The sequence below is a fragment of the Balneola vulgaris DSM 17893 genome (genome assembly GCF_000375465.1).
GTDB classification, from domain to species: domain Bacteria; phylum Bacteroidota; class Rhodothermia; order Balneolales; family Balneolaceae; genus Balneola; species Balneola vulgaris.
On the sequence record NZ_AQXH01000004.1, the window covers coordinates 1 to 13,673 of the forward strand.

Sequence of the window (13,673 nt, forward strand, 5' to 3'; positions counted from 1 at the left end):
AGTCTCAAACCATGAACTAACTTTGGGTAGTGCGTTCACTTGAGATCCTTCGTGTTAACACCCTTCAACCTCAACCTTGTATTTCCTACTCAGGATGACAGCTTTTTATTTGGTTGGATACTTAAGTTAAATAGCAGCGTTGTTAACGATCTATAGACTTCTCGTATTCACTCGAAGTGACAAAATGATTGGTATTTCTATCTTTGCCATATCGACCGAAGGGAGATATCTAAAGATTGACTTAACTGTTTTGTTTGAACTACAAGCCTCCAACCAACTCCCGGCGTTGGAATTGAGCAGGCATAGCCTTCATTTTGCATAGCGGCAGAGACGCAGAACATGCGCCGCGACGAAGATGCTTCGGAGCGGAATTGCATGTTGTGCCTGGCGCGGCTAAGGAAGGTCCGGACCCCGACAGCTGTCGGGGCGGTGCTGCTCCCCTTTTGTCCACACAAAAGGGGAAGAAGAGAAAATGAATGTGGCTCAGAAGCCGAAGAAAGATCCTGAATCATGCTGCACTTCGCTCCGCTGTTCAGGATCACGTCGTTGTTAGGGATGTTTGTAAACGAATGAAATTGCAGCTTTGTTAACGATCTCTAGACTTCTCGTATTCACTCGAAGTGACAAAATGATTGGTATTTCTATCTTTGTCATATCGATCGAAGGGAGATATCTAAAGATTGACTTAACTGTTTTGTTTGAACTACAAGCCTCCAAGCACTTCCGGCGTTGGAATTGAGCAGGAGTCGCCTTCATTTTGCATAGCGGCAGAGAAGCAGAACATGCGCCGCGACGAAGGTGCTTCGGAGCGGAATTGCATGTTGTGCCTGGCGCGGCTAAGGAAGGCCCGGAGCAATTCCTGGCGGTGGTTTTTGCTGCCCTTTTGTCCACACAAAAGGGGAAGGAGAGAAAATGAATGTGGCTAAGAAACCTAAGAAAGATCCTGTCCGCCAGCTGGCGGATCGCTGTTCAGGATGACGTCTTTGTTGTGGAAGTATGTAAACGAATGAAATCACATCACTATTAGCGAAGCTGGAGCTTCTAGAAGGCATTCCCAACGGGGACGTTGGGAACGAGGTACGAAGGGTCTCAAACCCTGATCTAGCTTTGGGTAGTGCGTTCATTTGAGATCCTTCGTGTTAGCACCCTTCAACCTCAACCTTGCATTTCCTACTCAGTAAGTCAGTTTTTTTTTGTTGGGTACTTAAGATAAATAGCAGCGTTGTTAACGATCTATTTAGTTCACTCAAAATCAACCTTTCAAACAAAAAGAAAGGCGTGGGAACATTCACACCTATGATAAGAGTTCTTTATATTCCTTAGTTAATGGTTTAACCTTTTAAATCCATCCTCTGTCTTGTCAGAATTTAAGCTTCACTCCCCCTATCAACCTGCTGGTGATCAACCAACAGCAATTAAAGAACTAACTGAGGGCATCCAAGCAGGAGATAAATTTCAAACGCTGCTAGGTATTACGGGCTCTGGTAAGACCCGAACCATCGCCAATGTAATTGAAAACGTTCAGCGACCTACACTGGTGATGAGTCATAACAAGACTCTTGCAGCCCAGCTATATCGTGAGCTTAGTGACTTCTTCCCCGATAACCGTGTAGAGTTCTTTATATCCTATTACGACTACTACCAGCCCGAAGCCTACCTTTCTGCCCAAGACAAGTACATCGAGAAAGACCTTTCCATCAACGACGAGATTCAGCGGTTACGATTACGTGCAACGAGTTCTCTTCTTTCAGGTAGACGTGATGTAATCATCGTTTCTTCCGTGAGTTGTATCTATGGTATTGGTTCACCCTCAGAGTATGCGAAATTGATTGTAAGCCTTGAGACAGGCATGGAGATCCCTCGAAACACCTTACTCTATGACTTAGTGGACCTCCACTACTCACGCAATGACATCGAGTTTAAGCGGGGCACCTTTAGAGTTCGTGGTGATGTTGTAGATGTTTACCCTGCTTACTCAGATGAGGGATTGCGAATTTCCATGTGGGGTGATGAAATAGAAACCCTTCAGCTCTTTGATGTAGATACTGGCAACATCATTGATACAGTTAATGAGTTTAAAATTTACCCCGCTTCGCACTATGTAACTACAAAATCACGCCTTGAAGAATCCATCAAACAGATTCGTGAAGAACTACAATGGCGGACCAAAGTACTTATTGATGAAGAAAAGTTTCTTGAAGCAAAGCGTTTAGAACAGCGGACTCTTTTTGATATTGAGATGATTCAAGAAATTGGATACTGCTCGGGGATCGAAAACTATTCTCGTTACTTGAGTGCCCGCAAGCCGGGAGAGCGACCCTTCTGTTTACTTGATTACTTCCCCGATGACTTTATCACGGTTGTGGACGAAAGTCACCAGACCATTCCTCAGATTTCGGCCATGTATGGTGGGGATAGATCGCGTAAGGTTCAGCTTGTAGATCATGGCTTCCGATTGCCTTCTGCAATGGATAACCGTCCCCTTACCTTTGATGAATGGCAAGAACTCGTTAAGCAAACCATCTTTGTGAGTGCCACTCCTAGCGACTACGAATTAGAACAAAGTGGTGGTGTTTATACGGAACAGTTAATACGTCCTACTGGGTTAATGGAGCCTGAACTTGAGGTTCGTCCACTAGGAAACCAGGTAGATGACTTGATGGAAGAAATACGGGATCGTGTTGCCAAAAAGGAGCGCGTTCTTGTGATTACATTGACCAAGAGATTGAGTGAAGAACTCAGTGAGTACCTCAAAAATGTGGGCGTTTCAGCGGCCTATATGCACAGTGAATTGGATGCCCTAGAACGCATCGAGGTTTTATATAAATATCGCCGTGGGGATTTCGATGTATTGGTTGGTATCAACTTATTACGTGAAGGTATTGATATTCCAGAATTGAGCCTTGTGGCTATTATGGATGCAGACAAAGAAGGCTTCTTACGTTCCGAAACTTCGTTATTTCAGATTGTAGGACGTGCTGCACGTAATGCTAAAGGTAAAGCCATTATGTATGCTGATAGGATTACCGATAGCATGCAAAAAGTGATCGACGAGACAGAGCGTCGTCGTAAGATTCAGCGGGAGTACAACGAGAAGCATGGCATCACCCCTATGACGGTAGCAAAAGAGTTAAAACCACTGGTAGATCCATCGCTAATTTCTAGTAAAAATGTGGACTTCAGTAAAGAAGCCGAAGAAGCGGCTCAGCAGGATTACCTTGAATCCATTAAGGTGGCCGAAGACGGGATTCAGTATAAAGCCAGTCCTGCAATGAATGAGGTGACTTTCGAGAGCAAAGATAAGCTTATTGAACACTTAAGAGCTACGATGCTTCATGCGGCTAAGAATATGGAATTTGAAGAAGCTGCCCGTATTCGTGATCAAATTGGTAAGCTGGAGGAAGAGCTTTAATTGCTACCTAAGGCATCATTTGGGGCTTTTTTAAAGCTCTTCCTTTTCTATACTTGAGGTAGGGACAAAAAAAAGGGAGCAAGCTTTTCATGACTTACTCCCTGAGGGATTTATGGAGTTTTATAAAATGTGTTTTTATAACGCAAGTTCTTCTGCTTTCATTCCAACTTTCTTGCAGATTCTTGCCAATTCCTTTTTCTCAGTTTCACTGAGTACATTAAATTCTTCTTCGATCTTTTCTAAATGCTTCGGGAAATATTCACTTATGAATTTCTCTCCTTTAGCGGTCAAACTAACGATCAAAGCTCTACGGTCGTTATCGTCCTTTTTTCGTTTTACATAACCGTTTTTTTCAAGATTATCGATCACCAATGTTATGTTACCACCGCTTTTCAAAAGTTTTGTTCCAATTTCCTTTTGATTTTGTGGTCCGAGGTGCAAAAGTGACTCTAGCACCCCAAATTGACTAATCGTTAACCCCACTTCAGAAAGACTTCTGCACAATCTTCGCATGATGCTTTCACTTGCTCGCATCATCTTTATATACGCATTTAAAGTATTGACCTGTGTGCTGCTTCCCTTATAGTGTGTTGGCATAGTATCACATTAAACTATTTGACGTTAAGTTAAGCTTTTCCTGAAAAAATTAGTATTAAAGTATTTAAACACTTAAGACTTTAAATATCATATACTACACTAACAGGAGCATGATCGGAGATGTTCCATTTCATCTCTATCTCTGCGCTTACTGCTTTTTCAGCCAACGTTTTAGTTGCAAAGTGATAGTCAATTCTCCAGCCTTTGTTCCTTTGTTTTGAAGCGGCTCTATAACTCCACCAGCTATAAAGGTCAGGCTCACCTTCATGCAATGTTCTAAACACATCGGTATAGCCTAGCTCCAAGAATTTGGTAATCCAGGCTCTTTCTTCTGGAAGAAAACCAGATGTTTTATGCTGTTTATCGGGGTTATGAATATCAATTTCTTTATGACAAATATTGAAATCTCCACAAAATACCATAGGCTTCTCTGAATTCACCCATTGTTCACCAAAAGCATAGAAGTCGTCTAAGAATTTATACTTCATATCCTGGCGAATGTCTCCCGTTGTACCACTTGGGGCATACACAGAACATACGCTATAGCTTTCGAATTCAGCAATGATGACACGTCCTTCTTTATCAATCCATTCCGTGCCCATGCCTTCATGAATCTTGAGTGGTTTTTCTTTTGAAAAGATCGCCACTCCTGAATAGCCTTTCTTTTCTGCACTATGAAAGGCTTTGTGATATCCTAGATCTTGAATTTCTTTTGGAATCTGAGTCTCATCTGCACGGAGTTCCTGAATACAAATTACATCAGGATTCGATTCCGCAACCCAGTCATTAAAACCCTTACGATGCGCGGCACGCACTCCGTTTATATTGTACGAACTAATCTTCTTCAACTTACTTCCCCTTTAGGATACCGTACTTACGCTTTCCTACTTTTAATACTACTTCTTCTCCCGATTTTAAGGTCAGATGGAAGTTCATATCTGTTATTTTCTCGTCATCTAAACTGATACCACCTTGCTTCATCATTCGCTTCGTTTCACCATTGCTTGGTGAGAAGTTGGTATCTCCAATGATATTCAAGAGGCGTAGTTCTTCACCTGCTTGGTATTCAAATACAGGTGCATCATCTGGAACCTGCTTATTGATAATAGTTTGCTCAAAATGATCTTTGGCCCCTTTTGCAGCTTCTTCACCGTGATACATTCTAACTAATGTGTATGCTAAATCATGCTTAGCATTACGCGGGTCTTTTTGTGCCTTTTCTTCAACCTTAGGTAGATCATCCAATGCAATGTCTGTTACCAGTTCGAAGTAGGTGTAGATTAAATCATCCGGTATCGATAGTGCCTTGCCGTACATATCGTTTGGCGCTTCATCAATTCCGATATAGTTGTCATACGATTTCGACATTTTTGCCGAGCCATCGGTTCCAACTAACAATGGCATCATTAGGCATACTTGAGGGTCTTGGTTGTCATCTTTTTGAAGTTGACGACCTACAAGTAAGTTGAATTTCTGATCTGTTCCTCCCAACTCGATATCTGATTTCAGGTACACCGAATCCTGACCTTGTGCGAGTGGATATAAGAATTCGTGCAGTGAAATTGGTTCGTTATTTTCAAAACGCTTTGAGAAGTCATCACGCTCTATCATACGTGCAACGGTCAATTTAGAAGACAACCGTATTACATCCATGAAGTCCATTGGCCCTAACCAGTCGTTGTTATTTGTTAGGGTAAGTTTGTCTTCATCTAAGATCTTTTTCGCCTGATCGATGTACGTCTTCGCATTTTCATTTACTTCTTCTAAAGTAAGTGGTGGGCGTGTTTTGTTCTGTCCCGTTGGATCTCCAATCATGGCTGTGAATCCACCAATAATCAAAATCACTTCATGGCCAAGATCTTGAAATTGTCTCATCTTACGTAGAATCACCGAGTGACCTAAATGTAAATCAGGACGTGTTGGATCAACGCCAAGCTTAACTCGAAGAGGCTTATTTTCTTTGCGAGACTTCTTTAGCTTTTCAACTAGCTCTTGTTCTGGTACAATTTCAATGGCTCCACGCTTAATAATCGCGAGTTGCTCTTCAACAGGAAGAAAAGACATGATGTTTAATCGTTGTTTAGAATAGGCAGATTCTCTGCCGGGTTATACTTACTTATATTTTCTTTGATGGTATCCGTAAAGTTCTCGGCACCAGGATAAACTAATGCGATGGCTTCGTAGGTCCATGGCCCTAACTGAATTACATAGGGATATAAAATGGATTCATTTCGTGTTTCTTCGGAAGGCAGATTAAAGCCCGATAACAGAAGCAGAGCTGTACTAATGATGATGCCTGCTTTAAGTACTCCGAACAAAGCTCCGAATGCACGATTCACTTTTCCTAGATTTACAGCTTCTAAGAACTTTTTCGTTAGAACGGCAATGATCCCCACTATTATCAACGTGCCTAAGAATAGAATGGCCCCAGATACAAATGGGATATAGGCTTCTTTGTCGGCCATAAATGGCTCAATAAGAGTGGCAAAAGCATCCATGTAGTTGAAAGTGAGGAATACAGCGAGGGTAATACCAACGATGTTCAGCACTTCCTTCACCAAACCATTAACCGCTCCTTTATAACCAAAGTATAAAATAGGGAGCGCTATGATGAGGTCGAGGATGTACATTTACTTATTCAGCTCTTCCTTAACTACCTTACTAACTAAACCGCCATCGGCTTTGCCTTTCAACTGACCCATGATCGGTCCCATCACTTTCCCCATATCTTGAGGTCCAGATGCGCCCATTGCTGCAATCTTCTCTTGTACAACAGCACGTACTTCATCTTCATCCATCATTTTTGGGAGATACTCTTCGATGATAGCCAATTCAAGCTTCTCATTATCGGCAAGATCGGCTCGATCGCCTTCTTCGAATTGAGTGATGGACTCTTTGCGTTGTTTGGCCGCCTTCATCAACACATCTGTAGCTTGTGCATCTGTAAGTTCGGCTTCGCCGCCTTTGCGTTCAGCAATTTCTTTTTCCTGCATTTTAGCTTTTAAAGAACGAAGCACGCGTAATCGGTCTTGATCTTTGGCTTTCATTGCAGTTTTAAGGTCTTCGAGTATTTTCGCTTTAAGGCTCATAGTATTCCCCTGTTTTGACTTTGAAAGTACGCAAAAAAAAAGGTTACACAATTCGAATTGCGTAACCCTTTAAAAAGTTTTTAAAACGTAATTACGCTTTTCTGCTTTTGATAAAATCCTGTACGTTTTCTTGATCGATCATAGTTTCACGATAAGAATACTTTCCGCTTTCATTCTTAGTAGAAATGATAACCTTTGCCATTTTACGTGCTGCAGCTTTAGCCGCTAGTGCGTCTGAACCGAATGTTTGTTTCTTAGCCATGTCTCAGATTATTTAATTTCTTTATGAACTGTATGCTTACGCAGAACAGGATTGTATTTTTTCAGCTCCATGCGTTCTGTCTGTGTACGACGGTTCTTGGTAGTCACGTAGCGTGAGGAACCTGGTTTCTCAGTACACTCTAAAATCACCTGAACTCTGTTTCCTTTTGCCATAGTGTTATACCTCTTTTAACAGGGTTCCTTTACGACGAGCATCCTTCAACACTTCAGTAATACCCTTCTTATTGATGGTTCTGAGTGTTTTCGCAGACACTTTAAGTGTAATCCACTTATCTTCTTCAGGAATGTAGAAGCGTCTTTTTTGTAAATTTAAATGAAAACGATGCTTAGTTTTGTTGTTCGCTTTAGAAGAACGGAAACCGTTCATCGCTTTTTTGCCAGTAATATCGTCTCTTCGCGACATCTTAATATGATTTTCTTTAGGAAATAGACACCAAAGATAGAGCTATTCTTTTCAAACATCAACGGCAGAAGCTCTAATTTTTCTTAAAATTTTGAATTATTCACAAAAACCTACATTTATCCACATTCTTTGCGCAAATAAAAGAGGCCGAATTTCGCTTCAGAATATTTATCTCATGTTTTTTTGAATATCACCCCGTCTCTTTTTGATTTTGCCCGTGTATACAGTATTTTCGGCTATTAAATTACACATCTAAACAAGCTATCACCCCTATTTTATGGCAAATAAAAAATCTGCTGATTACAAGGCTTCGAATATTCAGGTTTTAGAAGGTCTTGAGGCGGTAAGAAAGCGACCTGCCATGTACATTGGCGATACTGGTCAGCGAGGGTTACATCACCTTATTAATGAAGTAGTAGATAACTCCATTGATGAAGCGCTCGCCGGTCACTGCGACCACATCATTGTACAGATTAATAATGACGGATCCATGACCATTCAAGATAATGGTCGAGGTATTCCAGTAGACATGCACCCCAAACTCGGTTTACCCGCTGTAGAAGTTGTACTTACTAAACTTCACGCCGGTGGTAAATTTGATAAAGACACCTACAAAGTATCCGGTGGTCTTCACGGGGTAGGTGTAAGTTGTGTAAACGCACTTTCTACTTCGTTTAATGCCGAAATTCACCGAGATGGTGAAATTCACCGTATGGGATTCGAAAAAGGTATTACCACTACTGCACTAACTACAGATGGAAAGACGGATAAAACCGGAACCATCATCACGTTCACTCCTGATCCAGAGATCTTCACTCAAACGGTTGAGTTTAAATTCAACATCATCGCTGAGCGTATGCGTGAGTTGGCTTTCCTAAATCCTCAAGTTACCATCGAGCTTATTGATGAGCGCGAAGAAGACGAGGACTTAGGCAAAGAAGTCTATCACTATGAAGGTGGTGTGCGTGACTTCGTAAAGTATTTAGATGAAAGCAGAGAGTCGCACATGCCTGAGCCTATATATATAGAAGGCGAAGTGGAAGGCGTGCCGGTAGAAATGGCTATGCAATACAACAGTACTTATGCTGAGAACGTCCACTCTTATGTGAACAACATCAACACTAGAGAAGGCGGATCACATGTATCTGGTTTCAGGCGAGCTCTTACTCGTTCTTTGAAGACGTATGCAGAGAAGAATAAGATCATTAAATCGAACAGTAAGATTTCGATTTCTGGTGAAGATTTCCGTGAAGGTTTAACAGCTGTATTGAGTGTTAAAGTAGCGGAACCTCAGTTTGAAGGTCAGACTAAAACAAAATTAGGTAACTCGGAAGTACAAAGCGCTGTTGAAGTAACGGTATACGACCAGCTCAATGAGTACTTAGAGCAAAATCCTAAGACTGCAAAAAAGATTATTGAAAAAGTAGTGCTTGCAGCCGAAGCACGTGAAGCGGCTCGTAAAGCTCGTCAGCTTGTACAAAGAAAGAGTGTGATGAGTGGTGGTGGACTTCCAGGGAAGCTGGCCGATTGTTCGATCAAAGATCCTGAGCATTGCGAAGTATACCTGGTGGAGGGTGACTCTGCAGGTGGTTCAGCGAAAATGGGACGTAATAGAAGTTTCCAAGCTATCCTACCGCTTCGTGGTAAGATCTTGAATGTTGAGAAAGCTAAGATCAACAAGATTCTGGAGAACAAGGAAATTCAAGCGATGATTACTGCACTCGGTACGGGTGTAGGGCATGGCGAAGAAGATTTCGATGTAGATAAATTACGCTACCACAAAATCATCATCATGACGGATGCCGATGTGGATGGCTCTCACATTCGAACGCTACTACTAACGTTTTTCTATCGTTATATGCGCCCTCTTATTGATAATGGCCATATGTACATTGCAACGCCTCCTCTATATAGAATTACTGCGGGTAAGAACATTGAGTATGCTTGGGATGACGACACTCGTGATAAACTTGTGAAAGAATTGAAAAAAGGTCGTCGCAAGTTTGATGTATCTCGTTACAAGGGTCTTGGTGAGATGAACCCTGAGCAGTTATGGGAAACTACGATGGATCCTGAAACTCGCACACTTCAGCAAGTAACCGTTGAAAGTGCCGCTGGTGCTGATAAGATGTTTTCAACCCTTATGGGGGATGAAGTAGCTCCACGTCGTGAGTTCATCGAGCGCAATGCCAAGTACGCTAAAATTGATATTTAAGCCAAAAACACTACAAGGATTTATATAACTAGATATGGCTAGAGAAAAAATTATACCTATTACTATAGAAGACGAAATGGAATCATCCTACATCGATTACTCGATGTCGGTTATTGTATCTCGTGCCCTTCCTGATGTTCGCGATGGCTTAAAACCTGTTCACCGCCGTGCATTATATGGAATGAGTGAACTAGGAATGCTCCACAATAGAGGCTACAAAAAGAGTGCTCGTATTGTGGGTGAGGTTCTTGGTAAGTATCACCCACATGGTGATTCTGCCGTTTATGATACCATTGTTCGTATGGTTCAGGACTTCTCCCTTCGTTATCCACTTGTGGATGGTCAGGGTAACTTCGGTTCTATTGATGGTGACTCTGCTGCAGCGATGCGTTATACAGAGGTTCGCATGGACCGTATTGCTGAAGAGCTTCTTACGGATATCAATAAAGAGACTGTTGACTTCCAATCTAACTTTGATGACACCTTACTAGAGCCAACAGTAATGCCAGGTAGCTTACCAAACTTGTTGATCAATGGATCTTCAGGTATTGCAGTAGGTATGGCTACAAACATGGCTCCACATAACCTTACTGAGGTTATTGATGGTATCACGGCTTTTATTGAAAATCAGGACATCGAAACGAAAGAATTGATGCAGCATATTACTGCACCTGATTTCCCAACTGCCGGTATCATCTATGGTTATGAAGGCGTTAAGGAAGCTTACGAAACAGGCCGTGGTAAAATCACATTACGTGCTCGTGCTAACACCGAAGAACTTCGTGGTGGGCGTGAGCAAATTGTAATTACAGAAATTCCTTATCAGGTTAACAAGAGTACTCTAATTCAGAAGATTGCTGAGCTTGTTAACAATGAAAAGATTACCGAAATCTCTGAAGTTAGAGATGAATCGGATCGTGAAGGTATGCGTGTGGTTATTGTACTTAAGCGTTCTGCGAATGCGGGCGTTGTGCTTAACCAGTTATACAAGTACACCCAGATGCAAACCACTTTCGGCGTAATCAATCTTGCCCTAGTGAAAGGTCGTCCGAAAATCATGGGTCTTAAAGAACTGATCCATCATTATGTTGAGCATCGTGTAGATGTTGTAATTCGACGTACCATTTACGATTTAGATCAAGCTGAAGCTCGTGCTCATATTTTAGAGGGTCTAAAAATTGCTCTCGATAACCTTGATGAAGTTATCAAAACAATCCGTGCATCTAAGAATCCACAGATTGCCAATGTTGAACTTCGTAAGAAATTCGCTCTAACCGATATTCAAGCTAAAGCCATCCTAGAGATGCGTTTACAGAAGCTTACCGGCTTAGAAAGAGATAAGATTGATACTGAGTACAATGAGATTGTAGACAAAATTGCTCGCTTCCGTGAGATCTTAGGAAACCGAGAAATGCAGTACATGATTATCAAAGACGAACTCCAGGATATCAAAGAACGCTACGGTGATGAGCGTCGTACTCAAGTAGTTTATTCTGCAGAGGACTTCAATATTGAAGACATGATTGCAGATGAAGACGTAGTTGTGACGATTTCAAATAAGGGCTTCATCAAACGTATGCCAGTAAGTGGCTATCGTCGTCAACGTCGTGGTGGAAAAGGCATGAAAGGCACCACTACTCGTGATGAGGAATATGTAGAGCATTTATTCGTAGCCACCAACCATAACTACATCCTATTCTTTACAGAGAAAGGAAAATGTTTCTGGCTCAAGGTTTATGAAATTCCAGAAGGCGGACGTTTAGCTCGTGGTCGTGCAATCATTAACCTTATTGAGATTGATAAAGACGATCACATCAAAGCCTTTGTACCTGTTAAAACCTTAGATGATGAAGAGTACGTAAAAGGCCACTCTATCATCATGGCTACGGAACAAGGTCAGATTAAAAAGACTTCTCTTGAAGCTTACAGTCGTCCAAGAAGAGATGGTATCATTGCTATCAACATTAAAGACGGTGACTCTCTATTGGGCGCTGAATTAACAGATGGTGACAGTAACATTATTTTAGCTAATCAAGGTGGACGTGCAATTCGCTTCCATGAATCTGATGCTCGTGAAATGGGTCGTAACACTTCGGGTGTTCGAGGTATGACACTAGGTAAAGATGATAAGCTAGTAGATATGGTTGTGATCAAGAATACTCATGAAGCAACCGTACTCGCCATATCTGAGAATGGCTTTGGTAAGCGTTCCCTAGTGGATGATTACAGAGAGCAATCTCGTGGCGGTAAAGGTGTAATTACACTTAAGATAACTAGCAAGACTGGTAACCTAATTGCACTTAAAGAAGTAACTGACAATGATGATCTTATGATTATCACTGAAAGAGGTAAAGTAATTAGAATGAGCTGCTCTGGTATTAGAACCATGGGACGTAACACTCAAGGTGTTCGCATCATGCGTCTAGATCAAGACGGAGCCATTGCGGCTGTAACGCGTGTAGTAAATGAAGATGAGGAAGAAGAACTTTAAACTTCATCTACACTAGTAATTAATAAGTAGCCCCTTAGCAATAAGGGGCTATTTTTTTGCTTCCGTATTTTCCGTGTAAACACATATTTAGAGTATCTATCTATGCAAGTCTCTGTATTATCCTCAACTATCTTCTTCTCTATTTAATCACAATAGAATAGTTCATTATAGATATAAGCAATTACATATTTAAGACTGTAATGTATTGTTTTTAAATAGGATAGCTTCTTCATTCACACATATAGTGGATATAGTATAGTCTCAATATGGAATATTGGTCAACATTTCGGAAGAATCACACCATTTCCGACTAATGTAAATAAAGAGGTTTTTAGATAATTTTTAGGAAGAATAATGTGGGGGGTTGAACAGGACGAAAGCTAGAAGTCTGAGAATAGAATTTTAAAGAAGTTGTTTTCTCTTTTTATTTGCCGAGCATTTCTCTCAACAGGCTCTGTCTTTTTTCTTTGAGTTCTTTTGGAGCCAGCACTTCCACATGAGTTCCGAATTGGAGCAGCCATTCGTTGATGTAATCCAAATTATCGATCTCGAAGGTCACTTTAATTTTTTCAGAATTTTTAGCCTCTTTCTTAAATATTTTAGCCGCTAAATTCGCTTCAAATCGCTCCAAAACACTTATGGCTACCAACACCTCTATTTTCTGAGAAAATTCGTTAGACCTAAAAATTAACCCTTCTACGTTGAATCCCTTTTTCTCTTGGTAATTTTCGTCTAGAATTTCGACCTCGCTCACATTTTCCAGGATAAAATTTCGAAACTCTCCTCTTAAGTGAGAATAACCGATCACATTCCAATGATCTTCATAATAGACCAAAAGATAAGGGTCAATTTTTCTTGTTTTGGTTTCTCCAGATTTCGAGCGGTACACAAATTGAACACGATGTTTTTGAGAAATGGCACTGCTTAAAATATACCAGTTCCCTCCAGTTCTTTTTTTCCCACCGTATTTCAATAAAGGATCTACAACGGTCCGCTCTTTTAAAGAATTCATGAAGCCTTTTAATTCTTCAGGCAGCACATTATTTATTTTCACCTCCACCCCTTTTGCGTCTTCTACCAGAGTTTTATCCACCTGAGATTTAACAAAATTCAAACCCACAATAATGGTAGCTAACTCATTCGATGAAAACATAAGAGGCGGAATCTTATATCCTGGCATCACA

The 13,673-nt window shown here is 41.1% G+C and carries 12 protein-coding genes; 3 read left to right on the forward strand and 9 right to left on the reverse strand.

What is annotated here, in order from left to right; genetic code table 11:
• Positions 1-1,357: 1,357 nt before the first annotated feature.
• On the forward strand, positions 1,358-3,412 hold the full coding sequence (uvrB, locus tag B155_RS0109475) for an excinuclease ABC subunit UvrB (protein ID WP_018128027.1): 2,055 nt from the start codon (positions 1,358-1,360) through the stop codon (positions 3,410-3,412).
• A gap of 135 nt (positions 3,413-3,547) precedes the next feature.
• Here uvrB and B155_RS0109480 read toward each other — a convergent pair whose 3' ends face one another.
• The 8 genes from B155_RS0109480 to rpmB all read right to left on the reverse strand — a co-directional run bounded on the left by B155_RS0109480 (position 3,548) and on the right by rpmB (position 7,783).
• On the reverse strand, positions 3,548-4,009 hold the full coding sequence (locus B155_RS0109480) for a MarR family winged helix-turn-helix transcriptional regulator (RefSeq protein ID WP_018128028.1): 462 nt from the start codon (positions 4,007-4,009) through the stop codon (positions 3,548-3,550).
• A gap of 80 nt (positions 4,010-4,089) precedes the next feature.
• Positions 4,090-4,857 carry an exodeoxyribonuclease III gene (locus B155_RS0109485; RefSeq protein WP_026167299.1) on the reverse strand — a complete coding sequence of 256 codons (768 nt, stop codon included), beginning with the start codon at positions 4,855-4,857 and terminating at the stop codon, positions 4,090-4,092.
• Between the two features lies 1 nt (position 4,858).
• A complete protein-coding gene (tyrS, locus tag B155_RS0109490) occupies positions 4,859-6,073 on the reverse strand; it encodes a tyrosine--tRNA ligase (protein ID WP_018128030.1) in 1,215 nt (404 codons plus the stop codon).
• Positions 6,074-6,078: 5 nt separating this feature from the next.
• A complete protein-coding gene (locus B155_RS0109495; RefSeq protein WP_018128031.1) occupies positions 6,079-6,639 on the reverse strand; it encodes a CvpA family protein in 561 nt (186 codons plus the stop codon).
• Entirely contained in the window at positions 6,640-7,098 is a 459-nt protein-coding gene (locus tag B155_RS0109500) for a GatB/YqeY domain-containing protein (RefSeq protein ID WP_018128032.1), read from the reverse strand.
• Positions 7,099-7,189: 91 nt separating this feature from the next.
• Positions 7,190-7,360 (reverse strand): DUF4295 family protein, encoded by a 171-nt coding sequence (locus B155_RS13755; RefSeq protein ID WP_018128033.1) that lies wholly within the window; start codon positions 7,358-7,360, stop codon positions 7,190-7,192.
• A gap of 8 nt (positions 7,361-7,368) precedes the next feature.
• Complete coding sequence (rpmG, locus tag B155_RS13760) at positions 7,369-7,533, reverse strand: 50S ribosomal protein L33 (protein ID WP_071594818.1); 165 nt, start codon at positions 7,531-7,533, stop codon at positions 7,369-7,371.
• 4 nt (positions 7,534-7,537) lie between these two features.
• Complete coding sequence (gene rpmB, locus B155_RS0109510) at positions 7,538-7,783, reverse strand: 50S ribosomal protein L28 (protein WP_018128034.1); 246 nt, start codon at positions 7,781-7,783, stop codon at positions 7,538-7,540.
• A 277-nt stretch (positions 7,784-8,060) separates the two neighbouring features.
• Here rpmB and gyrB point away from each other — a divergent pair, with 277 nt between their 5' ends.
• Together gyrB and gyrA are read left to right on the forward strand one after the other, a co-directional pair.
• Positions 8,061-9,998, forward strand: coding sequence for a DNA topoisomerase (ATP-hydrolyzing) subunit B (gene gyrB / locus B155_RS0109515; RefSeq protein WP_018128035.1), 1,938 nt, complete (start codon positions 8,061-8,063; stop codon positions 9,996-9,998).
• Positions 9,999-10,032: 34 nt separating this feature from the next.
• The gene (gyrA, locus tag B155_RS0109520; protein WP_018128036.1) at positions 10,033-12,489 is read left to right on the forward strand and encodes a DNA gyrase subunit A; all 2,457 of its coding nucleotides are present in this window, start codon (positions 10,033-10,035) and stop codon (positions 12,487-12,489) included.
• 424 nt (positions 12,490-12,913) lie between these two features.
• Here gyrA and B155_RS0109525 read toward each other — a convergent pair whose 3' ends face one another.
• Positions 12,914-13,642, reverse strand: coding sequence for a helix-turn-helix transcriptional regulator (locus B155_RS0109525; RefSeq protein ID WP_240386276.1), 729 nt, complete (start codon positions 13,640-13,642; stop codon positions 12,914-12,916).
• Positions 13,643-13,673: the final 31 nt, after the last annotated feature.